This window comes from Saccharopolyspora sp. NPDC002376, from assembly GCF_053593195.1.
The window spans coordinates 1-25,426 of record NZ_JBSFBZ010000071.1 but is presented as its reverse complement, the minus strand read 5'-3'; the positions used below and the strand labels follow the sequence as shown (position 1 = coordinate 25,426).

Genomic DNA, 25,426 nt, shown 5'->3' with positions numbered 1-25,426 from the left:
GGAATCCGATCTCCCGGATACGACGCGCGAAGCAGGCAACCCGTTCCCCGGGGAGCAAAACGCAAAGAGCTCCGTTTCCGCTGGTCAAAGCCAGGAGAAACGGAGCTCCGATCGCCGTCCTGCGAAGCGGTGCCGATCCGCGGTCAGTCCCGGAAGACCACCCACTTGAGCATCACGAAGTTGATCAGCGTGCCCAGGCCCTGGGCGACGATCCAGCAGACCGCGTAGCGCAGCTGCGGGTCGAAGTCGGGCAACGTCATGTACAGCAGCTGGTTGGTGCCGACGTTGACGAAGAACGTCGCGGTGTAGACGACCGCGAAACCGAGCGCCTTCGCCTTGGCGTTGCCGGTGTTCGCCCCGGTGAAGGTGAACTTCCTGTTGATCAGGTACGAGGCGGTGGTGCCGAGGATGAACGACACAGCCTTGGAGGTCCAGTTCGGCCAGCCGAACGACAGCAGGAGTGCGTAGACCCCGGCGTCGATGATGGCGCAGAAGCCACCAATAGCGACGAAACGGATAAGCTGATTCACAACGCCTAGGCGCTTGGGCTCCGCCTGGTCCGTCTGGGCTTCGGCCACGGCCACTGGTTCACCTCAGGAATCGACGACAGGTCGTTCGGTGCCCAGGGCTTCTTCGCTCGGGCGCACCCGGCTGGACGCCGAAGACGCGGGAGTTCGCACCCCACACACGTCTCGAGCGAGTGTAGCGATGACGCATCGCACACTGCCGGAGACCGCGCGCACCCGCGGCGGTCGGTCGCTGTTGCGCCGATAGACTCGGCTGGGTGGGATCGGCAAACGACGAGCTTCAGACGCTGACGGGCTGGGGGCGCACCGCGCCGACCCAGGCGCACGTGGTGAGCACTCCGGACGTCGAGACGATCGCCAAAGCGGTCCTCGAGGCCGGTGAGCGCGGTGTCATCGCCCGCGGCCTGGGCCGCAGCTACGGCGACCCGGCGCAGAACGCTGGCGGCACAGTCATCGACATGACCGCCCTCGACCGGGTGCGCCAGATCGACGTGGACGACGCCACGGTGGTCGTGGACGCCGGGATCTCGCTGGACACCCTGATGCGCAGGCTGCTGCCGCACGGGTTGTGGCTCCCGGTGCTGCCGGGCACCCGGCAGGTCACCGTCGGCGGCGCGATCGGCGCCGACATCCACGGCAAGAACCACCACTCGCAGGGCTCCTTCGGCAGCCACGTGCTGTCCCTGGACCTGCTCACCGCCGACGGCGAGGTCCGCACGCTGACCCCGGACGGCGAAGGTTCCGAGCTGTTCTGGGCCACGGTCGGCGGGATGGGCCTGACCGGCATCGTCCTCAAGGCGACGATCAAGCTCAAGCGCGTCGAGACCTCGTACTTCCTGGTCGACAACGTGCAGACCAAGAACCTCGACGAGCTGATCGAGCACTTCACCGACGGCTCGGACGACAACTACGTCTACTCCGTCGCCTGGTTCGACTCGCTGGCCCGGGGCGACAAGCTGGGTCGCGCGCTGCTGATGCGCGGCAACCCGGCCAAGGTCGAGGACCTGCCGAAGAAGCTGCGCAAGGACCCGTTGAAGTTCAACGCCCCGCAGTTGATGACCACCCCGCCGATCTTCCCGAACGGCCTGGTCAACAAGTTCACCATCACCGCGTTCAACGAGGTCTGGTACCGCAAGTCGCCGACCAAGTTCGGCCTGGTGCAGAACATCACCCAGTTCTTCCACCCGCTCGACCTGGTCGGCGAGTGGAACCGGATCTACGGCCCGAACGGCTTCCTGCAGTACCAGTTCATGGTGCCGTTCGGCCAGGAGGCGATGTTCCGCCGCTCGATCGACAAGATCAGCGCCTCCGGCCACGCCTCGTTCCTGAACGTGCTCAAGACGTTCGGCGAAGGCAATCCGGCGCCGATGTCGTTCCCCCGCAAGGGCTGGACGCTCACCGTCGACATCCCCGTCACGCCGGGGCTGGACCGGCTGTGCCAGGAGCTGGACGAGATGGTCCTGGAGGCAGGCGGTCGCCTGTACCTGGCCAAGGAGTCCCGCACCTCGGCGGAAATGATCGAGCAGATGTACCCGCGCATCGAGGAATGGCGCAAGATCCGCGCCGCGGTCGACCCGGAGGGCGTCTTCCGCTCCGACCTGTCCCGGAGGCTTCACCTGTGACCCCAGCAATGGAAACCAAGGACCTGATGGGCTGGGCGCGCACCGCTCCTTCGCGGGCGCGCGTGCTCAGCACCACGGACCTCGACGCGATCGCGGAAGCGGTCCGCACCGCCGACGAGCGCGGCGTCATCGCCCGCGGCCTGGGCCGCAGCTACGGTGACGTGGCGCAGAACGCCGGCGGCGTGGTCATCGACATGACGCGGCTGAACCGGATCCACGAGATCAACCAGGACACCGCGATCGTCGACGTCGACGCCGGTGTCAGCCTGGACCAGCTGATGAAGGCCGCGCTGCCGTACGGCCTGTGGGTTCCGGTGCTGCCGGGCACCCGCCAGGTCACCATCGGTGGGGCGATCGCCAACGACATCCACGGCAAGAACCACCACAGCGCGGGCAGCTTCGGCAACCACGTGGTGGAGATGGACCTGCTCACCGCTGACGGCCAGGTGCGCAAGCTGACCCCGGAGGGCCCCGAGTCGGAGCTGTTCTGGGCCACCGTCGCGGGCATCGGCCTGACCGGTCTCATCCTCCGGGCGAAGATCAAGATGACCCGGACCGAGACCGCTTACTTCCTCGCCGACGTGGACCGCACGGCCAACCTCGACGAGACGATCGAGCTGTTCGACGACGGCTCGGACGACAAGTACACCTACTCGTCGGCGTGGTTCGACTCGATCTCCACCGGCTCGAAGATGGGCCGGGCCGCGTTCGGCCGGGGCTCGCTGGCCACGGTCGATCAGCTGCCGCCGAAGCTGCGCGCGAACCCGCTGAAGTTCGACGCCCCGCAGCTGCTGACGCTGCCGGACGTCTTCCCGCCGCGGCTGGGCAACAAGCTGTCGTTCAGCGCGATCGGCGAGCTGTACTACCGCAAGACCCCGAAGCGCGGCCGGGACCTGATCCAGAACATCAGCGGCTTCTACCACATGCTCGACCTGATCGGCGAGTGGAACCGCGCCTACGGTTCGCAGGGCTTCGCGCAGTACCAGTTCTCCGTGCCCTACGGCAAGGAAGAGGAGCTCAAGCGGATCCTCCGCAAGATCTCGCACTCCGGGCACGTCTCGTTCCTCAACGTCATCAAGAAGATGGGCGAGGGCAACCAGGCGCCGCTGTCCTACCCGCACCCGGGCTGGCTGGTGTGCCTGGACTTCCCGATCGTCGACGGCCTGAGCCGGTTCTGCCTCGAGCTCGACGAGGACGTCCTCGCGCTGGGCGGTCGGCTGTACACCGCGAAGGACTCGCGGACCCTGGCCTCGACCTTCCACCAGATGTACCCGCGGGTGGACGAGTTCCGGAAGATCCGCCAGACCGTTGACCCCGAAGGCATTTTCGCTTCAGACATGAGCCGGAGGCTTGAGCTGTGATCGACGCCGTTGGAAACCCCCAATCCCTGCTGGTGCTCGGCGGCACCTCCGACATCGCGCTGGCGACGGCGAAGCGGTACGCCGACGCCCGCCCGCTGCGGATCGTCCTCGCCGACCGCCCCGAGGAGCAGGAGCGCCTGAACGCGGCCGCCGAGTCGCTGCGCAAGACCGGCAGCACGGTGTCGATCCTGACGTTCGACGCCCGCAAGCCCGAGACGCACGCCGAGGTCATCGACAAGGCCTTCGCCGACGGTGATGTCGACGTCACGCTGATCGCCTTCGGCATCCAGGGCGACAACGAGAAGGGCTGGACCGACGTCGAGATGGCCCGCGCGGTGGCCGACATCAACTACACGGCCCCGGTGTCGCTGGGTGTGCTGCTGGCCGAGCGGCTGCGCAAGCAGGGCCACGGCAACATCGCGGTGATGTCCTCCCCCGCTGGTGAGCGTGCGCGGCGGTCGAACTTCGTCTACGGCTCCTCGAAGGCCGGCCTGGACGTGTTCTTCACCGGCTTGGGCTACGCGTTGGAGGAGCACGGCGTCAAGGTGACCGTCGTGCGACCGAACTTCACCCACACCAAGCTGACCGAAGGCATGAAGGCCGCGCCGATGGCGAACACCGCTGACGGTGTCGCCAAGGTGATCGTGGACGGCGTCCGCAAGGGCAGCCCGCTGGTGTACGCCCCCGCGCAGTTCCGGTTCGTGATGACGATCCTGCGGCACGTGCCGCGCGCCATCTTCCGCAAGCTGCCGATCTGATCGCCTTCCCCGAACGGGGTCACCGGGTTCGTCCCCGGTGACCCCGTTCGTCTTTCCGGGCCCTGCGCCATAACGTTTTGGTCTTCCAGGCAACGTTGCGGGCTCCTGGAACGATCAGTTGTGTGACAGCGCTGTTGAGCGCTGCCCGATCTTCCCGACGCGCTGCGCGCTGGAGGAAGCGCGGATGCCTGGCGAAGTGGGGTTCACCGGGTGCCCGCGTCCGTGGGCCCTCCACCTGCCCTGCTGTACGGAGGGCCCACGGAACGCCGCGCATCCCACCGCCATGCGGGGCGCAAGCCCCGGGTGAGCCGAAATCCCGCCTTTCTCCGGTACGCGCGATTCGCCCGCACTCAAAAAGGGCGAAATGCTCTATGACGCGCGTCACTTCACCTTCGATGGAACTGCGGTCGCCGCCATGCGTCTTCCGAACAGGAAGCGGCTTACGGCACAGGTTCAGGGGAGCTGGGGAAATGCGCTTGCACACCATCGGGAAAACGCTGCTCGCGGCAACGATCTGCGCTGTTTCGCTCAGCGCCTGCGGGACCGCGCAGGAATCGTCGAATTCGATGCGGGTCGACAACGCGTCCACCCTGTCCAACGCATCCAACGCGAACGGCGGCCAGGCGACCGAATCCGGCGCCGCCCCCTGCGCGGCGGACCAGCTGAAGCCGTCGTTCGTGCTCTCCACGACCGGCTCCGTCGCCGGCTACGTCTCGGTCACCAACGACGGCCCCGAGTCGTGCGTGCTGAACAGCGACTACCCGACCATCGAGTTCCTCAACCGGGACGCACAGCCCATCGAGAGCGTCACCTACCAGCAGGGCAAGCCCGGCAGCGGTCCGCTCACCCTCGCGCCCGGCGAGGTCGCCGCTGCGGAGCTCGACTGGGAGGACATGGGCAACGACTGCGTGTCCCGGGTCTGGGCGATGAGCCTGTCGGCGCAGCCGGAGGACCCGGCGAAGTCGGTGGACCCGATGCTCAACGACAAGCCCTGGGTGTTCGACCTGTGCGGCGACACGGTCACCGCCGACGGTTGGCAGCGCGGCTGACCGCTCGGGAGCGCGGAGGAAGCGAATAGGACGAGGACCACTGCCGGAGCGATTGCCCGCTCCAGCAGTGGTCCTCGTCGTTTTGCGCTTCACATTTCGAGTCCCGCGACGGTGCGGTCCACTCGGCGATCTACTTCTCCACTCACACCGGGGCGCACCGCGTCGTCGGGCCGATCCTGGAGCACTTCCGGGAACTGGGCGAGGACGCCAGTTTCGGCTACCCGGTGAGCGGCGAACACGACGCCGAGCCGGGCCGGGCGAGCGACTTCGAGAACGGCGTCATCGAATGGTGCCCTTCACCGCTCACCTTTTCGAGGTTCGAGGACCAGGTGGGATTGGCCGGCCCAGGTTGAGGTGAGGCTCCAGAAGGGGGCTGGGCCTGGCTCTCGGCGGAGGGTGTGGGTGATCGGGCGCGGGGGTTCCGGGGTGAAGTTGTGGTAGTTGAGCTCCAGCAGGGCGCGGACCGGTGGGCTGGCCGTCGCCAGGCGTTGGGCCAGCTGGCCGGGGAGGTAGCCGCGGTCGGAGAAGCCGTCCACCACCGCGCAGTCGCAGAAGTACGCGATGGCGCCGATTTCTCCCGGGCTGGTGACCGTGCCCGCGCCCACCAAGCGGCCGACTTCGGTGCCGACGCGGGCGTAGTCCGCCGCACTCGCCCAGTTCGTCGCGATGGCCGCTTCGCGCCACGGCATCCCCTGCGCGGCCACGAACCACGCCTGCACAACGAGGAGAGCGCAACCGAGCAGCAGCGAAAGCTCCCGCCTGATCGCCCCGAGGACACCGGCTAGCAGCAGCGAGAGACCGATCAGGCTCGGCGCGTAGTACCAGTGGTACGGCGGGACTCCCAGCAGCGTGTAGAGGTAGTAGTGCGCGGCTCCGCCGATGCCGAGCAACGCCCACGGCCACAGCCGGACCACGCGGCGGAACGGGCGCAGCGCGCACGCCACCAGCAGACCCACCAGGCCGAGCAACGGCGGGATCAGCGAAACCACGACCGCTGTCGGGAAAACATCGTGGTAGAGCCAGAGGCCGTTGCTGAAGTCCCAGTCGCCCCAGGACTTCTGCAGCTGCTTGATGACCAGCGTGTCCGGCACCGCGGAGCCGAAGTAGAACCAGCTGAAGGTGAACCAGGGCAGGGCGATCGCGGCGGCGGTCAGCAGCCAGCGCCACCAGACGCGCCACAGCCCCGGCCGACCGAGCAGCACCACCAGCACGAAGATGGCCAGGTCCAGCCTGGTCAGCGCGAGCAGCCCGGCTGCTATCCCGAACAGGCCCGGCCTGACCTGCACCGTTGCCAGCAGCAACAGACCGAGCAGCGCTGCGGCCAGCGTCATTTCCAAACCGACCGACGAAAGCACCAGCGGGTTCCCCGCGACCAGCAACGCGCCCAACGGCCCCACCCAGCCGGGCAGGCCCGAACTGCGGGCGGCGGCTCGCAGCACCAGCGCCAGCACGATGTTGGCCAGGACGAACACCACGCCCAAGGCGACGACGGGATGTCGCAGCACCGCCGTGAACGCGGCGAGGACGAGCACGTTCAGCGGCGCGGTCGCGGAGTTCGACACCTCACCGCTGATCAGGCCCCAATGGCCGTGGAACGCCAAGTTCCGGGCGTAACTCAGCGTGATGTAGGCGTCATCGATCAGGGCACCGTGCACGATCCAGAACACCACCGCGGCGATCGCTCCGACCACCACCGTCCACACCGGCCAGCCGCGCCGGACCCGGTGATCCGCCTCGTCGAAGCAGGTCCCGCCGTGGCCCGGGGGCCAGGTGGCTAACGCGACTCCATCTGCAACACGCACTCTCGCTCTCCCCTCCGCTGACCATGTGCACGCCGCTGCGGACGGATTCGTTGCCCCGATCGGGGAACCTGGTGCGTGGTACCTATCGTCAATCGGCCGGACGAATTTAGGCGCGCGGCAGCGGTGCTCGCGCAGCGCGTTCGACAGGATTACTGCGGCGCCCCTGCCAACGCCGGGAGGACTTTTGGAGCACCCGAGCAGCTCTGTGCAACTCGAACCACCCGCCGAGACCAGGCCGGCTGACGCGCCGGCCGAGTCCCGGTTCGGGCGGTGGCTGGCGCACCTGCTCGCGCTCTGCGTCGGCGTCGTCGGCCTGATCTGCGCGTTATCGCTGCCGTTCGCACCGGTGTGGGTGGACCGCACCGAAGTTCACTGGCCGGGCCCGAAAGCCGAGACCACGACGGCGCTCTTCGCGCCGTACCGCCCGGCGTCGTTCGAGGCGTCCGTGCCGTGCTCGACGCTGCGCAGCGCCCTCGACCGGCCGGGACGAACCGTCGTCCTCACCACGCTTCCGCCGGGCAGCGACCGCGAAGGCCTGGTGCTGACCACCGAGGACGGCAAGCCGAAGCTCCTGCTCGACCAGAAGCAAGTCGAACTTCCGCCGAACGCCTGCCGGTTGGAGATCAGCGCCGACTCGCAGCGCTCGCTGGTCACCGTCGACGGCCGGAAGCCGATCGCGCTGCCCGGTCTCGCGGCGCCGGAGATCTTCACCTTCGCCACCGACCTCGATCCCGGTCAGCTGTCCGGGGTTTCGGTCACGGCCCGCACCTTCTCGTGGTTCGACACCTCGCCCACCGAGCTCAAGAGCACCCTGATCACCACCGCGCTGGTGCTCGCGCTCGTCTCGCTGTTCCTGCTCCTCGTGCACGCGCCACCGGCGTTCGGTTCCGTGCGGGTGGCGCTCACCCCGCTGCCGGTGGACGTCGGCGTCGCGGCCGTGCTGGCGGGTTGGCTGGTCATCGGCCCGCTGACCGATGATGACGGCTTCGCGATGATGACCGTCCGCAACTACGGCGACGCCGGGGACATCGGCAACTACTACCGCTGGTTCAACGCGTCGGAAACGCCGTTCACGCTGGTCCAACACCTGATGCGGTGGTGGTCGGTGGACGATCTGTCCCCGATCTGGCTCCGGGCGCCCAGCGCGGTGGCCGGGTTGCTGACCTGGTTCGTGGTCAGTCGCGGGATCGTCGCACCGGTGTGCCGGGGCTCCCGGCGGTTCCCGCTGCACCTGGTCGCGGCGGTGTTCTTCCTGGCCTGCTGGCTGCCGTTCGGCCTGGGCATCCGCCCCGAAGCATTCCTCGCGCTGGGCACGTCCGCGCTGGTCGCGGCGCTGTTGAAGCTGAACCGGACCCGAGCCCCGCACCTGTGGCTGGGCATCGCGGCCCTGATCGCCGGGCTGACCGCGGCCATCACGCCGACTGGCATCAGCGCGCTACTGATCGTGCTGGTGTTCGCGCCGCGCATCTGGCGGGTGCTGGTCCAGCCCGGTGTTCTGCCGCGTTGGATTCTGGCGCCGACCCGCGCTGCGCTGGCCGCGTGCCTGGCGGCGACCGGCCTGGTGGCGATGTTCGCCGACTCGACGTGGCGCGGGGTCGTGGCGGCGACCGAGATCCACAACGAGTTCGGGCCGAGTCTGGGCTGGTACCAGGAGATCGACCGGTACTCCGCACTGTTGGGCACCTGGATCTGGGGCACCTCGACGAAGCGGCTGGCGGTGTTCCTGGTGATCATCGCCGCGCTGCTGGCCGGGGCGTGCGCGATGCGGCAGGTCCACCGGTGGACCGCGGTCGGCGATCTGCCGGTGCTGCTCGGTTCGGTCGTCGCGGTGCTGGCCGCGCTGTGGTTGACGCCGTCGAAGTGGACCCACCACTTCGGATCGCTGGCCGGGGTCGGTTCGGCGCTGCTCGCGGTGGTCGTCGTCGTACTGGTGCGGGTCGGCAAGCTCCAGCAAGCCAAGCGGGAATCGCTGCTGCTCGGAGTGTTCGGCGCTCTCGCGGCGGCGGTGGCGGCGGCGCTGGCGTTCATGGGCCCCAACATCTGGCCGATGCAGTCCGATTTCGCCATGCCCTGGTCGGATTCCCCGGTACGGCCCGATGTTCCGCTGGACAGCCCGGCGTTCTGGCTGGCCGGAGCCGTTCTCGTCGGGCTGGTCGTGTTCGGGGTCGTGCGCCTCCGCGCCAAGGTGTGGGCCCGGTCGACGAACAGTCTCATGTGGACACTCATGCCCGCTTCGCTGCTGAGCGGTGCGGCGTTGGCGTCGGTGCTGGTGCTGCTCGGCTCGTTCGCCGCGGCACCGCAGGTCATGGGCGACCGGTTCTCCGTGGCGCGGATGAACTGGCAGAGCCCCAACTGCGGGATGGAAGACGAGGTCCAGGCGCTGCCCATCGCCGAGCAGATGTGGCCGCTGGTCGGGGAAGCCGAGCTGGACGGGTTCAGCGCGGGCGGCGCCCCACCGCAGGAAGCCGACGTGCGCAACGCGGGATCGGGCGAGCCGCTGGAGGTGACGCCGCCGGAGACCGAGCCCGAGCACGGCCCGAGCGACGAGGTGCAGGCGACGTCGGCCAGCGAGTACTCCTGGACGAGTCTGAACGGCGGCCCGCAGAACACCGGCTCGCTGATCAGCCCGTGGTTCGGCATGCCGCAGCTGACCAGCAAGCAGGCCCTGTCACTGTGGATCGCCGGACGTCCCGAGCAGGGCAACTCGCTGAAGCTCGAGTTCGCCGCGGCGGACCGCTCACTGGGTGTCCGCGAGCTGCGCGACCCGCCGTCGACGGACCTGCCGTTCGACGACCCGCGCCACGGAAGGCCGCTGGACTGGCGGAACTTCCGCGACTGGCGGCTGCACAACATCGACGCCCGCGACATCCCACGCGGCGCGGACCGCGTCCGGATCCTCGCCGAGGACCGCACGACCGACGAGCAGGGCTGGCTGTCGGTGAGCGGCCCGGTGGTGCGCGACGTCGTGCCGCTGCGGCAGGCGCTCGACGTGCAGAAGCCCGCGCTGATCGACTGGACGATGAGCTTCGTGTTCCCCTGCCGCAGCGACTATCCGCAGGTGGCGGTCGGTGTCGCGAGCAGTCCGCGGCTGATGGTGACCCCGCCGTCGGGCGACTGGGGCATGGCCGTCGATCCGGACTGGGGCGGAGTCTTCGCCGGCGCGACGATGCTGTCCCGCCGCATCGAAATCCCCACCCGCCTCCGCGACGCCCCCGGGACGGCCTGGGGCCGCCTCTTCGCGGTCCGCTACGACACCCAACGAGACGACTACACGACAACCCGCAGCCGCGAAGTGATCAACGGAGCCAGCGGCGACCGCCCATACCCCTTCAAACCCCACTAACCCAACCCGAACCACAGGTTCACTCGAACCCGTGATCCCCTCGGCACCCGGGAATCACAGTTTCAATTGAAACTGTGATTCCTCGTGCCCAGGTTTTACAGTTTCAATTGAAACTGTGGTCCTGTGGAACGTGCGGGTGACGCCCATTCAGGTGCTGCGGCATCGGGTTGGCTGGCCGAAACTGGTTCACATTGCGCATCCAGCCAGTTGACCGGGGGACATCGTGGCGGACAGGGGCACGGCAGAGCTCGATCCCCCACCGCCCGCACCGGGCCCGCGAAAACGCCGCCTGCCCGGAGTCTTCGGGCTGATCATCGGGGTGATGGGCGTGCTGGTAGCACTCGCCGTGCCGTTGGCGCCGGTGATCACCCAGCAGGTCACGGTGACCTGGCCGAAGGCCGGGCAGCTGCCGGAGAGCACGCTGGCGTTCGTCGTGCCGTACCACCCGGCCGAGGTCCACGTCCAGGTCCCGTGCCCGGTGGTCCGCGCTGGTCAACAGCGCGATACGCCGACAACGCTGGTCGCCAGCCGACCGCCCGGCCAGCCCACCGAGGGCTTCGCGGTCACCACCGCCAACGACCACGTGATCGCCCTGGTCGGCGGCCGCGAAGCCCTGCGCGCGCCGATCTCGGCTGCCTGCGACGTCGCCATCGACGCCGACATCTCGGGCAGCCGAGCACGAATCGGCGACCGGGAAGTCGACCTCCCCGACGTCCAGGTCCGAGACGTCATCGCGTTCGCCACCGACCTCACGCCCGAGCAGGCGGCCGGTCTCCAAGTCCAGCTGACCACCGCGAACTGGTTCGAGAACTCCCCCACCACGCTCAAAAAACTCCTGGTCATAGCCCAAATAGCCCTCGTCCTCATGGCTTTCGCCGCCCTCCTCGCCCACGACCGGTCCCGCCGCCGTTCCCGGGAGCCGCGGAGGAGATCCAGAGTTCTGGGGTACCTCGTCGATCTCGGGGTGATCGCGATCCTCGGTGGTTGGTGGGTGCTGGGACCGACCACACCGGACGACTCGTTCGCCGCGATGACCGTGCGAAACGGCCTGCTGACCGGCGACATCAGCAACTACTACCGCTGGGAGAACGCCTCCGAGGCCCCGTTCACGCTGGTCCAGCACCTGCTCGAACCCATCGCCGCGTGGAACGCCAACCCGCTGGCGATGCGCATCCCGAGCGTGATCGCCGCGCTGCTGACCTGGTTCGTGCTCAGCCGCGGCATCCTCGGCGCAGCCCTACCGGAGCACGCCCGACGCAGCCCGGTCCGGCTGCTGGCAGCGGTGAGCTTCCTGGCCTGGTGGCTGCCGTTCGGCCTGGGCATACGCCCGGAACCCTTCGAGGCACTGGGTCTGGCCGCAGTGCTGGCCTGCGTCCTCCAAGCAGTGCGACACGACCGGGTCGCACTGCTGGGAGTCGCCGCGCTGGCAGCCGGGCTCTCGGTCGCGGTGAACCCGATGGGCATCACCGCCCTCGTCCCCTTCGTGGTGCTCGCCCCGCAGCTGAAACGCCTGCTCAGCGCGCCGATCGCGGCCCTGCTATGCGGCATCGCCGCCGTCGGTGTGGTGGCGATGTTCGCCGACCAATCGCTGTTCGGCGTCCGCAAGGCCACCGAGCTGCACTCCTACTACGGCCCGGACGTGCCCTGGTTCGAGGAGATCCTGCGCTACCAGTACCTGCTGGGATTCGACCTGCAAGGCGACATCGCCCGACGCGCACCGATCCTGCTGACCGCCGTCGTCGCCGTCTTCAGCGGACTGCTGCTGATGCGCGGCGTGCGCCGCCTGCCCGGCATGGCGCTGGCGCACGTGCCGCCGCTCTGCCTGCTGCTGAGCATGACCCTGATGATCGCGACACCCTCCAAATGGACGCATTACTTCGGCGCGCTGGCAGCAGTCGGAGCCGCTACCCTGACCGCAGGTGCGGTCCTGATCACATCCGCCGCCCGGCACTTCGCCCGCGACCGGGTGGTGCTGGTGGCGGGCGTGCTGTGCTCCGCCCTCGCCGCGCTCGCCGCGGCGCTGACGTTCGCTGGAAAGAACAACTGGTTCTTGCACTCCCAGTACGGAGTGCCATGGGGAGAGCAGCCGGTGCGGCCGCTGGACAATCCCGCGTTGTGGCTGTTCGCGGTGGTCGTGCTGCTGGCGGTGTCCGTCCTGCGTGGACACGCCGACTCGGAACGGCCCAGGCGGCTGCTCGTTCGAATTCCCGCGCTGCTCGGCGTGGGTGCGGTGGGGGTGACGGTGGCGGTCGTGCTCGGTTCGTTCGTCGTCGCGCCCATCCGGCAGACCGGCGCCTACTCCATCGGCGGTCAGGGCCTGGCCGCGCTGTCCGACGGCAGCTGCGGCATCGCGGACCACCTGGTCGCCACCCCGGACGTCCCTGGCGGCGCACTGGTCGCGCACGGTCCCGCCGAGGCCCACGGCTTCACCGCCGGAACCGGATACGCGCAGGAGTTCGCTCCTCCCGGTGAAGTTCGCGATCTCTGGGGCAGCCTGGGCGGCGGGCAGATCTCCACCGGCGAGCTCACCACCGGCTGGTACGAGCTGCCCGAACTCGCGCCGAATCAGGAGCTCGCGGTCGCGATCGCCGGACGCAGCGGCGACGGCAACCGGGTGGTGCTGGAGTTCGGCTCCCCCACCGGCATCCTCGGCGAACGCGTCCTGGACGACACCTGGCTCGACGCGGACGAGCAGCCGGCCTACCCCACCGATCACGTGGTGGAGGACCGCCCGCAAGACCATCCCGCATGGCGTGACCTGCCCGTTCCCGCCCAGGAGATCCCGGCCGGAGCGACCGCGGTGCGGATCCGGGCGGTTGACGGCACCACCGATCCGAGCGGCTGGCTCGCGGTCGCCGGGCCGCGCGTGCGGGACGTCGTGCCGCTGCCGGAATACCTGCGCGGCAAGGCACCCATCCTGGTGGACTGGTCGATGACCTGGAACGCGCCGTGCCTGCAGGACATGCCGCGGATGGCTGGCGGACTCGTCGAACCGCCCGCGTACCTGGTCACGCCGCCCAGCGGCATGGGTTTCGGCGGCACCGCCGCCTACACCCGCAGCATCGGCGGATCCTTCGCCGGCGTGTGGGAAGTCGGTAACCGGAATGAGGTGCCGACCCGACTACTCGGTGTCGAGAAAACCTCTGAGTACGCCGAATGGGGCCACCTGATCGAGGTGGATTACCCGATGCCAGGCAACGAATACGACGTGCGGGGCGTTCCTGTTACACGGTGGGGTTGGCGAGGGGAGTGACCATGGCCGACACGATGCGCCAGCAGGTCCGAATTCCGGTGCCGCAGCAGCAATCGCGCAGCAGCAGCGGCGCGGACAGTCCCCCGCTGGTCTCCTACGTGCTGCCGGTGTTCAACGAGGTCGACGGCATCCGCCGCTTCCACGAGGAACTCACCGAGGCCACGGCCACCCGGCCCGAGTTCGACTACGAGTTCATCTACGTCAACGACGGCTCCAGCGACGGCTCGCTGGAAGCCCTGCAGGACATCGCCAAGAACGATCCGCGGGCGCGAGTGGTGGACTTCGCGCGCAACTACGGCCACCAGATCGCCATCACCGCCGGGCTCGACCACTCCGCCGGCGATGCGGTGATCGTGATGGACACCGACCTGCAGGACCCGCCGCGGGTCAGCCTGGAGCTGATCGACGCCTGGCAGGACGGCGCGGAGATCGTGTCCGCACGCCGACGGACCCGCCAGGACACGCCGTTCAAGCGCGCCACCGCCGCCGGGTACTACCGGGTGCTGCGGCGCTGCGCCGAGGTCGAAATCCCAGTGGACACCGGCGACTTCCGGCTGCTCAACCGGCGCGCCGCCGAGGAGCTGCGCGGCTTCCGCGAACGCAGCCGGTTCATCCGCGGCATGGTCGCCTCGATGGGGTTCCAGCAGCACGAAGTGCTGTTCGACCGGGACGAGCGACTCGCGGGCGAGACCAAGTACCCGATGCGCAAGATGCTGCGGCTGGCCGCCGACGGCGTCACCGGGTTCTCCACCGTCCCGCTCAAGATGATCACCCGGATCGGGTTCATCACCTTGGGTTTGGCGTTGCTCGGCATCATCTACGCGGTGACGCTCCGACTGTTCTTCCCTGCGGTGACGGTGTCCGGGTGGACCATGCTGATGGTTGCCATGCTGTTCCTCGGCGGGCTGCAGATGCTCTCGCTCGGGGTGATTGGCAGCTACGTCGGCCGCATCTACAGCGAGGTGCAGCAACGCCCGCTCTACATCGTGCGGGATGTGATCCGGCATGACGCGGACTGAACAGCTGGCGCGGCGCGAGCCGCTGGTCAGCCGGTCGCTGCTGCGCTACGCGATGATCGGCGCCAGCGGCGTGCTGCTGGACTACCTGCTGTTCCTGTTGCTGTACAACGCTTTCGGAGTGCACCCGCAGGTCGCCAACGCGATCAGCACGACCGCCGGGATCACCAACAACTTCGTGCTCAACGCGCTGTTCAACTTCCGCAAGCGGGACCGGATCCTGGTGCGCTTCCTGCGGTTCTACGCCGTCGGCCTGGCCGGAATCGGGCTGACGTTCGTGCTGCTGCAGGTCTTCTCCGGCTGGCTCGGCATCGACCCGAACCTGGTCAAGGCCGCATCCCTGCCGATCGTCCTGATCGTCCAGTACACCATCAACAAGAAGTGGAGCTTCGGATGAGAGTCGGCATCGTCGGTGCTGGTGCGACCGGGTTGACAGCCGCCTACGACGCGGTCAAGGCCGGGCACGACGTGACGGTGCTGGAGGCCTCCGCCGAGCTCGGCGGGCTGGCCGCGTCGATCGAGGTCGGCGGCACCCCGCTGGAGCGCTTCTACCACCACAGCTTCCGCACCGACCGGGCGATGATCGGGCTGATCGAGGAGCTCGGGCTCGGCCACCTGCTGTGGTTCCACCGCCCCACCACCGGGGTTTACGCCGACGGACAGCTGCACGACTTCGGCACCCCGCAGGAAATGCTGCGGTTCCCGGGGTTCTCGCTGCTGGACAAGCTCCGCTTCGGCGCATCAGCAGCGGCGCTGAAGGCGGTGCGCAACGGGCAGCGGTTCAACTCGGTGCGCGCGCTGGAGTGGATGCGCCGCTGGGCCGGTCGACGGGTCACCGAGAGCATCTGGGAACCGCTGCTGGTGGGCAAGTTCGGCATCCACGCCGAGCAGATCTCGATGGCCTGGCTGTGGGCCAGGATCCACTACCGCACCTTCGAACTCGGTTACGTGCACGGCGGATTCGAGCAGGTCTACCGCGCGCTGCTGGACGCGGTGACCGAGCGCGGCGGCAAGGTCGAGTTCGGCAAACCGGTGGCCACCATCCGCCAGCCCGGCGCGACGGTCCTGGTCGGCACCGGCGACGGCAGCAGCTACGAGTTCGACCGGGTGATCGTCACGGTCCCGCAGCCGGTGTTCGCGGAGGCGGCCGGGATCGAGAACGACAGCGTGCTGTGGCGCAACCAGTACCTGGGCGCGACGTGCTTCATCCTGGAGTGCGATCGCAGCGTGATCCCGCACTACTGGCTGAACGTCAACGACACGGCGTTCCCGTTCCTGGCCGTCGTGGAGCACACGAACATGGTCGATCCCAGCGAGTACGGCGGCCGCCACATCGTCTACGTCGGCAACTACGTGCCGCGCAACGACTGGCGCTTCACCACCGACCCGGCCGAACTGCTGGAGCGCTACGTCCCCTGGCTGCGCAAGCTGAACCCGGACTTCGACCACTCCTGGATCCTGAACTGGCACTTCTCCAAAGCACCCTTCGCCCAACCGATCGTGACCCCCCACTACCGCTCCCTGATCCCGGGCCACCGAACGAAGATGCCCGGCGTGACCCTGGCGACGATGTCCCAGATCTACCCCCAAGACCGAGGCCAGTCCTACGCAATCGCCATGGCCCACGAGGTGACCGACCGCCTCGGCCTCAGCAACCGGCGTCAGTAGTGGAGGCGCCCGGGCCACCGGGCGGCCCACCCGCCGTCGACATGAAGCTCGACGCGTCGGAGGCCGGGAAGGACAATCCCCTCGGCCCGTCCTCATCGGGTTCTCCTCCGCTCAGCGCTGCCGGGCCGGCCGGACGACGATCTCGTTCACGTCCACGTCTTCGGGCTGGTCCAGGGCGTAGAGCACGGCGCTGGCGATGGCGTCCGGTTCCATGGCGTGCTTCCGGTAGGTGCGCATCGCCGCGGCTGCTTCCCGGTCGGTGATGGAGTCGGCGAGTTCGGAGCTGACCACCCCTGGCGAGATGGTCGTGACCCGGATCGCGGGGTCGGCTTCCTGGCGCAGGCCTTCGGTGATCGCCCAGGCCGCGTACTTCGTGCCGGAGTACACGGCGCTCGTTGGCACCACCTGGTGAGCTCCGATGCTGGCGATCGTCACGAAGTGCCCGGAGCCCTGCGCGGTGAAGTGCGGCAGGGCGGCGGAGATCCCGTGCAGCAGACCGCGCACGTTCACGTCGATCATCCGGTCCCACTCGTCGACGAGCAGGCTGTCCAGGCGAGAAAGCGGCATGACGCCGGCGTTGTTGACGAGGACGTCGACGCGGCCGAACCGGTCGCGGGCGAGTTCGACGAAGGCGGCCACGTCCGCCCGGTCCGCGACGTCCAGCCGAACCGGGTGGACGCTCCCGCCGGAGCGGCGGGCCTCCGGTGCGGTGCGCTCGGCCAGCGCGTGCAACCGGTTTTGTCGCCGTGCGCCGGCGACGACGTGGTGTCCGCTGCTGAGCAGGCGGGTCGCGACGGCCTCGCCGATCCCGCTGCTGGCTCCGGTGACGAGGACGACCTTGCGGTCCTGGATTTCGTTCGTCGGCATGTCCACGACGATGTCCGGGCACGAGGCCTCGCGGGAGGTCGCCGCTCTCCTGGGAGCACTGCACCCACGATGGCTGCCGTTGCACTCGCCTACGCTGCTGACGTGGGACGATCCGAACTCGGCGAGTACCTCAGCGGGCGGCGGGCGCAGCTCGGCCCGGACGAGGTGAACCTGCCCAGCACCGGCCCCCGCCGGGTTCCCGGTCTGCGGCGCGAGGAAGTCGCCCTGCTGGCCGGGGTGAGCGTCGACTACTACATCCGGCTCGAGCAAGGGCGCGAGCGAACGCCGTCGGCCCAGGTGGTCGACGCCCTGGCCACCGCGCTCCGCCTCGGCGAGGACGGTCGGCAGCACCTGTTCCGCCTGGCCGGGCTGAGTCCTCGCGCCCGCGCCGCCGCAGTGCCCGGCCAGGTCGACCCGAGCCTGCTGGAGCTGATGTCCGCGTGGCCGCACAACCCCGCCATCGTCTACAACCGGGCGTTCGACGTGCTGGCGTCCAACGCGATCGCGGACGCGCTCTTCCACGACTGGACGCACTCGCGGAACCTGATGCACGTCGTGTTCACCGATCCGGCAGCGCGAACATTCTACCGGGACTGGCACGAGATCGCCCGCAACTCCGTCGCGGGTTTCCGCCTCGGCCACGGCAAAGCTCCCGACGACCCGCGGATCCAGCAGGTGCTCGCGGAACTGCTCGACACCAGCTCCGCGTTCGCCGAGCTGTGGAGCGGCCACGACGCCCGCGGCAAAGCGCTCGAGCGCAAGAGCTTCGAGCACCGCGACGTCGGACCGCTGACGCTGACCATGCAGACCTTCGACGTGCGATCCAGCCCCGGCCAGGAACTCGTCGTGCACCACGCCGAACCGGGCTCACCGAGCAGCGACTCCCTGGCGCTGCTCGGCGCTCTCGCCGCCACACGCCGCCGAACCTGAGTCGTGCGTGGGCAGCGACGGCAGGAGGGGACTATCACTGCTCAGGTAACCGATCTCGGCGGACACGACCTGCTGGCAACCAGCCGATCACTTTGGCAGCAGCGGCGCCGGATCGATGGTCAGCTCCGCAGGAACGCTGAGCTGCAGTGTCATCGCGCTTTCCTCGATGGCCAGGTAGTGCCCGTCCTTCAACGCGAACACGGCGATGCTCACTGGTTTGCCGAGATCGACAATCCAGTAATTCGGAATCTCGGCTTTGGCGCATTCAGCGAACTTGGTGACACGGTCGGTGCCGACAGATCCGGGCGAGACGACCTCTACAGCCAGCAGCACGTCCTGCGCAGAGTAGCGCGGTGGGCTTTCCCTGGCTCGCTCCACCGGGACGACGACAAGATCGGGGCCCCGAACGATCGCCGGCCATTCCTTCCGCAGCACCCTTGTGCCCTCATCAACCAACAGTGTCCCTGGGCAGCGGCCTGCGGTAAACACGAAAGCGCCCCCGGTCCAGCTTGGGACCAGGGGCGCTGTTCGGGTTGGTCAGAGGTAGAAGGCGAGGAAGAGGCAGCCGGCCAAGATCAGGCCGAGGACCATCAGGACCTTGTCCTTCAGGACCACTTCTTCCGGCTCGCCCGCGATGCCCTTGTCGATGTCCACCGCGTAGCGCAGGATCGCCACGACCATCGGCACGGTCGAGATCAGGCCCCAGCGGGAGTTCGCGAACTCGTGGATGTCGTAGGCCCACAGGGCGTAGGACATGATCGTGATCGCAGCCGCGATGGCCCACACGAACCGCAGGTAGGACGGCGAGTACGCCTTCAGCGACTTGCGGATCTTCGCGCCGGTCTCCATCGCCAGCTTCACCTCGGCGTAGCGCTTGCCCGCCACCATGAACAGCGAGCCGAACGCGACGATCAGGTAGAACCACTGCGTGATGACCAGACCGGCGGCGGCACCACCGGCGATGGCGCGCAGCAGGAAGCCGGACGCCACGATGCACAGGTCGATCACCGGCTGGTGCTTCAGGCCGAAGCAGTAGCCCAGCTGCACCGCGATGTAGAGCGCCATCACCGCCAGCAGCGACATGCTGGTCAGGCCCGAGATCAGCAGCGCTCCGCCGAGCAGCAGCACGCACACCGCGTAGGCGATCGGCACCGGGATCAGCCCGGCCGCGATCGGGCGGTTGCGCTTGGTCGGGTGCTGGCGGTCCGCCTCGACGTCGATCGCGTCGTTGACGAAGTAGATGCCGGAGGCGGCCATCGAGAACACGATGAACGCCAGCACGGCGTGCCAGAGCACGGTCGGGTCCAGGATCTCGCCCGCCGCGAACGGCACGGCCAGCACCAGGACGTTCTTCACCCACTGCTTGGGGCGCAGCTCCTTGATAAGGCCGGTGATCAGGCCTGCCGTGGTGCCCGCCTTCGCGGTGACCTTCGCGTGGTAGGCGTCCGAGGACTTGTCCTTGATGTCGTCGGACTTCTTCGGCGGCGGTTCCAGCACCTCGTCGCCGAATTCGGCGCCGATGGTGCCCTCGCCGTCGGTCTCCACCTCGACGCGCTCAGCCGTCTTCACCGACGCCGCGGCCTTCTCGGCCTCGCCGGTCTCCTCGGTCAGCACGTCGTCGCGGGCACCGGTGCCGTCGGCCTCGGCCGACGCATCGGTCTTCCCCGCGTCGACCTCGGTCTTCTCGTTGTCAGCCACGGTTCCTCCGCCGTCTCGTGAATCGCCGCACGCCCCACGCCACGGCACCGCCGAGCACAGAACCGGCGACCACATCGCTCGGATAATGAACCCCCAGGACGAGGCGGCTGACCATCATCGGCGGCACGACCACCGGGGTCAGCTTCTTGCCCGTCAACCCGCCGTAGAGCACCGCAGCGGCCGCCGTGGACGTCGCGTGCGAGGACGGGAAGCTCAGCTTGCTCGGCGTACCGACCAGCACCTGAACGCCGGGGTCGGACGGCCGACGCCGCCGCACCACGCGCTTGACGGCGATCGACGCCGCATGCGCGGCGGCGACACCTGCGGCGGCGGTGAGCCACTCACCGCGGCGCTCGCGGTCCACCAGCGCGCCGATGGCGCCGATGGCCAGCCAGCCGCCGGCGTGCTCGCCGAACAACGACATCGCCCGAGCGGTCTTGACCACGGCTGGCTTGGCCAGCGCGCCCTGCACCTTGCGCAGCGCGACGGTTTCGGGGGTGACCGTCGCCGGTGCTTCGTCGGCGGATGCGGCGACGTCCCCTTCGGGGTTGGTCGCCGTCGTCAGCTCTGCCACATCGTCTCCGGGTGGATCGGGGTCACTTCTGGTCGAAGACCTGTTTCCAGGACTCCGCGCTGGTCAGCTCGGGCAACGCTGCCCGGTAGACGGAGCACAGCCGGGACCACTCCTGGCCCAGCCGCTTGTAGTTGGCCATCGCGCGCATGCCCAGCCGGCGGAACTCCTCCGGGTCGCGGCGCCGGAACGCCACCCCGCTGCCGTCGGCGTTGGACACGGTCGCGCTGTCCAGGTTGCCCAGCAGGAACCAGCGGGCGCTGGCCGCGGGCACGTTCAGCTGCGGACGCTCGCCGGCGTCCTTCGCCGGTTCCTTGAGGTTGTGCAGCAGCGCCTTGGACGCGCGCGCTGCGATCACCGCCGGGTTCACCGGCGGCTTGAGCAGACCCTCGGCCATGATCGGGTTCGCCGACGGCGGTGGGAACTCGCGGGCCGACGGCAGCGTCTTGGCGTCGTCGTAGTCCTTGCGCAGCTCCCGGACCTCCGGCAGCGCCGAGCGGAGGCTCTCGAACAGGCCCTCCGGGCCCGCCATGAAGTCCTCCAGCGCCTTCTGCTGCACCGCGACCGTCGAGTACTCCATCGACAGCAGGTGCCGGAGGGTGAGCTTCAGCCCCTGCTTGATGATGTTGTTCTTGACCTCGTCCGGGCTGTGCAGCGCGGCCAGGATCAGGCGGTTGCGGGTGTGGAAGTACGCCGTCCAGTCGGTGGCGTCGTTCTTGTCCGTCCACGGCATGTGCCAGATCGCCGCGCCCGGCAACGTCACCGTCGGGTACCCGCGCTCGCCCGCGCGCAGCGAGTACTCGGAGTCGTCGTGCTTGATGAACAGCGGCAGCGGCAGGCCGGTGCGCTCGATCACCTCGCGCGGGAACAGGCACATCCACCAGCCGTTGTAGGTGGAGTGGATGCGCTGGTGCAGCTTGGTGGTCTTGCGCAGCGGCTTCTTGGCGAAGTCGTGATCGGTGACCGCGCCCGGAGCGGCCCGCCAGACGCCCTGGCCGAGGTCGACGACCTCGCCCATGGTGTGCAGCCGCGAGCGGGCCTGCAGGTTCAGCATCTGGCCGCCGACGATCACCGGGTGCGACGCGGCGCGAGCGAACGCGTTCGCGCGCAGGACGCCGTCCGGCTCCAGGGCGATGTCATCGTCGATGACCATGACCTGCTCGGCGTCCGAGTTGTAGATGCCCTCGTACATGACGCGGCCGAAGCCGCCCGAGCCGCCGATGTTGTCCTGCTCGATCACCTGCAGCTTGTCGCCGATCCGGCGGGCCGCCTCGTCGAAGCCCTCGGTGTCGCGGATCTTCTGCGGGCCCTGGTCGGCCACGACGACGCGCTGCACGACCTCCATGACCTGCGGGTCTTCGCCCAGCGTCTGCAGCGCGAGCACGCAGTCGGCGGGCCGCATCGTGGTGGTGCCGACGACGACCTGCTGCTTGGGCAGCGGCACGTCGGTGGTCCAGGCCGCCTCGTCGATCTCCAGCGACACGTCGTTGGTGAACAGGTCGAACCAGATCCACCCGCCGTCCTCGAACGGCGTCAGCGACACCCGGAACTCCAGGGACGTCCAGTCCTGGCTGTCCACCGGGGTGCCCTGGAGGTGGACGCTGTCGCCGTTGGCCTTCGAGCGGTAGACGTCGAGCCGACCGGCCCCCTTGACCTTCAGCCGCAGCACGACCTCGTCGACCTTGGTCCAACGCTTCCAGTAGCTGGCCGGGAACGCGTTGAAGTAGGAGGCCAGCGAGATCTTGCGGTGCGCGGGCACCAGCAGCCGGCGCCGCGACACGACGGTGGCGGCGCTGTCCAGCGACGCCGGCTCGTCGATGTACAGCGGGCGGACGTCCAGCGGGTCCTCACCGCGCGGGAACACCACGCGTTGCAGCACCTGCTGGGACGACACGTCAGCAGTACCGGAGCGCATCGACGTCACGTCGCTGAGCTTGCTCTCCCCCACAGCGGGAGAACGGTCCTCTCGGGGGGTCCGGTCGGTCACGTCAGTCCTCCAGCGAGCCGTCCAGCGAACGGCCCTCGGTGAAGTATGGAGCGATCTTGTTGTCGAACACGCTCAGCGCCGAGCCGATCGCCATGTGCATGTCCAGGTACTTGTAGGTGCCCAATCGCCCGCCGAAGATGACCTTGCGGTCCTTGGCCTCCTTCTTGGCCAGCTCGCGGTAGGCCTCCAGCTTGCGCCGGTCCTCCGGGGTGTTGATCGGGTAGTACGGCTCGTCCCCGCTCTCCGCGGACCGGGAGTACTCGCGGACGATGACCGACTTGTCCTTCGGGTAGTCCCGCTCCGGGTGGAAGTGCCGGAACTCGTGGATCCGGGTGTACGGGATCTCCTCGTCGGCGTAGTTCATCACCGACGTGCCCTGGAAGTCACCGGTCTGCACGACCTCGGTCTCGAAGTCCAGGGTGCGCCAGCCCAGCTCGCCCTCGACGTAGTCGAAGTAGCGGTCCAGCGCGCCGGTGAAGACCACCGGGACGTCGGTGGGCAGCTCGCCGCGCACCTCGAAGAAGTCGGTGCTCAGCCGGACGTCGATGTTGTCGTGCTCGGCCATCTTCTCCAGCCACGCGGTGTAGCCGTCGACCGGCAGACCTTCGTAGCTGTCGTTGAAGTACCGGTTGTTGAAGTTGTAGCGGACCGGCAGACGGCTGATGATCGCCGCGGGCAGTTCCTTGGGGTCGGTCTGCCACTGCTTGGCCGTGTAGCCGCGCACGAACGCCTCGTACAGCGGGCGTCCGATCAGCGAGATGGCCTTCTCCTCGAGGTTCTGCGCGTCCGCAGTCTCGATCTCGGACGCCTGCTCGGTGACCAGCGCTTTGGCCTCGTCCGGGGTGAACGCGCGACCGAAGAACTGGCCCAGCAGGCCCAAGTTCATCGGGAACGAGTAAATCTGGCCCTTGTGCGTGGTGAACACGCGGTGTTGGTAATCCGTGAACTCGGTGAACTGGTTCACGTAGTCCCACACGCGCTTGTTCGAGGTGTGGAAGAGGTGCGCGCCGTAGCGGTGCACCTCGATGCCTGTTTCGGGCTCCGCCTCCGAGTAGGCGTTGCCCCCGATGTGGTCACGACGGTCCAGCACCAGCACCCGCTTGTCCAGCTGGGTGGCGGCGCGCTCTGCGATCGTGAGGCCGAAGAATCCGGAACCAACAACGATCAGGTCATAGCCTGCGAAGCTCACAGCAGTCGAGGGTAGCGGGGGCGAACCACCGGCCCTAAACCGCGTTGACATTATCCGCTACACATCGCTACGCGCAGTGCCGATATCACCGCAAATGGCAGTTTCTGCGCATTCGCACAGCCTGCGAATACTCACACCGGGTGAACCCCGCGATACGGTTCGCATCTATTCGCCATTGTTATTACCCGTCAGGCGACCCGCCCGGCGTGTCGTGACCCGAGTAGGATCGTCGCCTGCGTCGACGCGCCCCCGCTCCCCTGAAGCTCGCGAGTGCGGGCGCCGGATTCTGGGGTGGTGAACATCGAGGTGGCACGTGCTCGTGACGGGCGACACCTGCTGGTCGCAGCGATCGCGATCGAGATCCTGGCGATCTGGTTCGTGCACTGGATCCACACGCGCGGCTACATCGACACCGAGATCTACCAGCTCGGTGCTCGTGCCTGGCTGCGCGGTTACGACGTCTACGGCGACCTGACGCCGGAGACACCGGAGTCGACGACGCTGCCGTTCATCTACCCGCCGTTCGCGGCGCTGCTGTTCGTGCCGCTGGCCTGGCTGTCGACCGAGACTGCGGTCGTCGTGGTGTCCGTGCTCTCACACCTGGCGATCCTGGTCACCGCCTACTCGCTGGCCCGCTCGTCGAGCTACCTCGCGCCCCGGGCCGGGCAGGTGGCGGTGGCCACAGCGGTGCTGATGCCGTGGTTCACGTTGATCGAGCCGACGCGGGAGACGCTGAACTACGGGCAGATCAACCTGGTGCTGATGGGGCTGGTGGCGGCCGACTGCCTGCTGCCGCGCACCCGCTGGCCGCGCGGGCTGCTGGTGGGCATCGCGGCGGCGATCAAGCTGACGCCGCTGGGCTTCCTGCTGCTGTTCCTGCTGCGCCGGGACTACCGGGCGATGGCCGTGACCGGGGTGACCTTCGCCGCGACAGTGCTGATCGGGCTGATCGCCGCGCCGAAGGACTCGGCGGACTGGTGGCTGGACTCGATGTTCTCCACCGGCGACTCCCTCGGCACCGTCTACGCGGGCAACCTGACGCTGCGCAGCCTGCTGGCCAAGCAGTCGCTGACCGGGTTCGAGCTGAACTCGCTGTGGGTGCTCGGCTCGCTGCTGCTGCTCGCGTTGGCGGTGCTCGGCATGCGGTACGCGCTGCGGACGTCCAACGTGGCGCTGGCGGTGTGCCTGAACGCGGTGTGGGTGTTGCTGGTGTCGCCGATCTCCTGGTCGCACCACTGGGTGTGGGCCGGGCCGACCCTGGCGCTGCTGTTCGCCATGTCGTTGCGGCACCGCTGGTACGGAGTGACGTTCACGGTGGTGCTGTGCGCGCTGACGGTGCTGTCCGGTCCGCAGTGGTACCTGCCGAACACCGGCGACAAAGAGCTGGACTGGACGTTCTCGCAGCAGGTCGTGGGCAACGCCTACACGTTGATCGGCATCGGGTTCCTGGTCGCCGCGGCCGTGGCGTACGTCCGGTTCCGGCCGGGCGCCGTCCGCACGCCGGAACCCGTCGATGCGGCTCCGGCTCCCGCGCCGCAGCACGTCCGCTGACACGCGCCGGTGTGTCGTCGCCCGACACACCGCGGTTCCGCGACTTCAAAGGAAATCGGACGTCTGATTTCCATTGAGCCTTTTCATCGTGTCCGGCTGGTGACCGCGAAGCACGACCGACACCGCGCGTCGAGGGTCTCATGCGCCGCAGGCGCATAGCCCACCCCCGCAACCGGCACCGCCGCGGGTTCTCAGACGTCGCCTGGCGAGGACAGCCCGTTCGCCGTGTATTGG

General features: G+C 68.4%; 19 protein-coding genes and 1 pseudogene. 12 read left to right on the top strand and 8 right to left on the bottom strand.

Annotated features, from left to right (window positions below; all coding sequences use genetic code 11):
* Positions 1-143 precede the first annotated feature (143 nt).
* Positions 144-584 (bottom strand): GtrA family protein, encoded by a 441-nt coding sequence (locus ACWCO2_RS32350; RefSeq protein ID WP_450131590.1) that lies wholly within the window; start codon positions 582-584, stop codon positions 144-146.
* Between the two features lie 200 nt (positions 585-784).
* On the opposite strand from ACWCO2_RS32350, the gene ACWCO2_RS32345 reads away from it, so the two are divergent.
* The 5 genes and pseudogenes from ACWCO2_RS32345 to ACWCO2_RS32325 all read left to right on the top strand — a co-directional run.
* Positions 785-2,149, top strand: coding sequence for an FAD-binding protein (locus tag ACWCO2_RS32345; RefSeq protein WP_450131589.1), 1,365 nt, complete (start codon positions 785-787; stop codon positions 2,147-2,149).
* 8 nt (positions 2,150-2,157) lie between these two features.
* Positions 2,158-3,510, top strand: a complete 1,353-nt coding sequence (locus ACWCO2_RS32340; protein ID WP_450131588.1) for an FAD-binding protein — start codon at positions 2,158-2,160, stop codon at positions 3,508-3,510.
* A complete protein-coding gene (locus ACWCO2_RS32335; protein ID WP_450131587.1) occupies positions 3,507-4,268 on the top strand; it encodes a decaprenylphospho-beta-D-erythro-pentofuranosid-2-ulose 2-reductase in 762 nt (253 codons plus the stop codon). Before ACWCO2_RS32340 ends, ACWCO2_RS32335 begins: the two co-directional genes overlap by 4 nt.
* A gap of 470 nt (positions 4,269-4,738) precedes the next feature.
* Positions 4,739-5,317: a DUF4232 domain-containing protein gene (locus tag ACWCO2_RS32330; protein WP_450131586.1), complete on the top strand. Its 579-nt coding sequence runs from the start codon at positions 4,739-4,741 to the stop codon at positions 5,315-5,317.
* 104 nt (positions 5,318-5,421) lie between these two features.
* Positions 5,422-5,670, top strand: a pseudogene (locus ACWCO2_RS32325) (LGFP repeat-containing protein); the annotation flags it as partial.
* Here ACWCO2_RS32325 and ACWCO2_RS32320 read toward each other — a convergent pair.
* Positions 5,614-7,119 carry a hypothetical protein gene (locus ACWCO2_RS32320; RefSeq protein WP_450131585.1) on the bottom strand — a complete coding sequence of 502 codons (1,506 nt, stop codon included), beginning with the start codon at positions 7,117-7,119 and terminating at the stop codon, positions 5,614-5,616. The pseudogene ACWCO2_RS32325 and the gene ACWCO2_RS32320 overlap by 57 nt on opposite strands.
* Positions 7,120-7,324: 205 nt before the next feature.
* Here ACWCO2_RS32320 and ACWCO2_RS32315 point away from each other — a divergent pair, with 205 nt between their 5' ends.
* From ACWCO2_RS32315 to ACWCO2_RS32295, 5 genes are all read left to right on the top strand, one after another.
* Positions 7,325-10,462, top strand: coding sequence for an arabinosyltransferase domain-containing protein (locus tag ACWCO2_RS32315; RefSeq protein ID WP_450131584.1), 3,138 nt, complete (start codon positions 7,325-7,327; stop codon positions 10,460-10,462).
* Positions 10,463-10,685: 223 nt separating this feature from the next.
* Entirely contained in the window at positions 10,686-13,715 is a 3,030-nt protein-coding gene (locus ACWCO2_RS32310) for an arabinosyltransferase domain-containing protein (protein ID WP_450131583.1), read from the top strand.
* A 2-nt stretch (positions 13,716-13,717) separates the two neighbouring features.
* Entirely contained in the window at positions 13,718-14,734 is a 1,017-nt protein-coding gene (locus tag ACWCO2_RS32305) for a glycosyltransferase family 2 protein (protein WP_450131582.1), read from the top strand.
* A complete protein-coding gene (locus tag ACWCO2_RS32300; RefSeq protein ID WP_450131581.1) occupies positions 14,721-15,128 on the top strand; it encodes a GtrA family protein in 408 nt (135 codons plus the stop codon). Before ACWCO2_RS32305 ends, ACWCO2_RS32300 begins: the two co-directional genes overlap by 14 nt.
* Entirely contained in the window at positions 15,125-16,399 is a 1,275-nt protein-coding gene (locus tag ACWCO2_RS32295; RefSeq protein ID WP_450131580.1) for an NAD(P)/FAD-dependent oxidoreductase, read from the top strand. Before ACWCO2_RS32300 ends, ACWCO2_RS32295 begins: the two co-directional genes overlap by 4 nt.
* Before the next feature lie 111 nt (positions 16,400-16,510).
* On the opposite strand, the gene ACWCO2_RS32290 is transcribed toward ACWCO2_RS32295, so the two are convergent.
* Entirely contained in the window at positions 16,511-17,266 is a 756-nt protein-coding gene (locus tag ACWCO2_RS32290; protein ID WP_450131579.1) for an SDR family oxidoreductase, read from the bottom strand.
* A gap of 102 nt (positions 17,267-17,368) precedes the next feature.
* On the opposite strand from ACWCO2_RS32290, the gene ACWCO2_RS32285 reads away from it, so the two are divergent.
* Positions 17,369-18,196 (top strand): helix-turn-helix transcriptional regulator, encoded by an 828-nt coding sequence (locus ACWCO2_RS32285; RefSeq protein ID WP_450131578.1) that lies wholly within the window; start codon positions 17,369-17,371, stop codon positions 18,194-18,196.
* An 87-nt stretch (positions 18,197-18,283) separates the two neighbouring features.
* On the opposite strand, the gene ACWCO2_RS32280 is transcribed toward ACWCO2_RS32285, so the two are convergent.
* From ACWCO2_RS32280 to glf, 5 genes are all read right to left on the bottom strand, one after another.
* On the bottom strand, positions 18,284-18,631 hold the full coding sequence (locus tag ACWCO2_RS32280; protein ID WP_450131577.1) for a Uma2 family endonuclease: 348 nt from the start codon (positions 18,629-18,631) through the stop codon (positions 18,284-18,286).
* Between the two features lie 102 nt (positions 18,632-18,733).
* Positions 18,734-19,894 (bottom strand): decaprenyl-phosphate phosphoribosyltransferase, encoded by a 1,161-nt coding sequence (locus tag ACWCO2_RS32275; protein WP_450131576.1) that lies wholly within the window; start codon positions 19,892-19,894, stop codon positions 18,734-18,736.
* On the bottom strand, positions 19,887-20,468 hold the full coding sequence (locus ACWCO2_RS32270) for a phosphatase PAP2 family protein (RefSeq protein ID WP_450131575.1): 582 nt from the start codon (positions 20,466-20,468) through the stop codon (positions 19,887-19,889). The genes ACWCO2_RS32275 and ACWCO2_RS32270 overlap by 8 nt, the downstream gene beginning before the upstream one ends.
* 22 nt (positions 20,469-20,490) lie before the next feature.
* Positions 20,491-22,452, bottom strand: coding sequence for a glycosyltransferase (locus ACWCO2_RS32265; RefSeq protein ID WP_450131574.1), 1,962 nt, complete (start codon positions 22,450-22,452; stop codon positions 20,491-20,493).
* Position 22,453: 1 nt separating this feature from the next.
* A complete protein-coding gene (gene glf, locus ACWCO2_RS32260) occupies positions 22,454-23,692 on the bottom strand; it encodes a UDP-galactopyranose mutase (protein ID WP_450131573.1) in 1,239 nt (412 codons plus the stop codon).
* A 243-nt stretch (positions 23,693-23,935) separates the two neighbouring features.
* Here glf and ACWCO2_RS32255 point away from each other — a divergent pair, with 243 nt between their 5' ends.
* A complete protein-coding gene (locus ACWCO2_RS32255; protein WP_450131572.1) occupies positions 23,936-25,192 on the top strand; it encodes a glycosyltransferase 87 family protein in 1,257 nt (418 codons plus the stop codon).
* Positions 25,193-25,426 lie beyond the last annotated feature (234 nt).

Coding starts and splice junctions, on each gene's coding strand:
- ACWCO2_RS32340 (WP_450131588.1), top strand. CDS start 2,158: ATGGAAACCAAGGACCTGATGGGCTGGGCGCGCACCGCTCCTTCGCGG.
- ACWCO2_RS32330 (WP_450131586.1), top strand. CDS start 4,739: ATGCGCTTGCACACCATCGGGAAAACGCTGCTCGCGGCAACGATCTGC.
- ACWCO2_RS32305 (WP_450131582.1), top strand. CDS start 13,718: ATGGCCGACACGATGCGCCAGCAGGTCCGAATTCCGGTGCCGCAGCAG.
- ACWCO2_RS32300 (WP_450131581.1), top strand. CDS start 14,721: ATGACGCGGACTGAACAGCTGGCGCGGCGCGAGCCGCTGGTCAGCCGG.
- ACWCO2_RS32295 (WP_450131580.1), top strand. CDS start 15,125: ATGAGAGTCGGCATCGTCGGTGCTGGTGCGACCGGGTTGACAGCCGCC.
- ACWCO2_RS32290 (WP_450131579.1), bottom strand. CDS start 17,266: ATGCCGACGAACGAAATCCAGGACCGCAAGGTCGTCCTCGTCACCGGA.
- glf (WP_450131573.1), bottom strand. CDS start 23,692: ATGTCAACGCGGTTTAGGGCCGGTGGTTCGCCCCCGCTACCCTCGACT.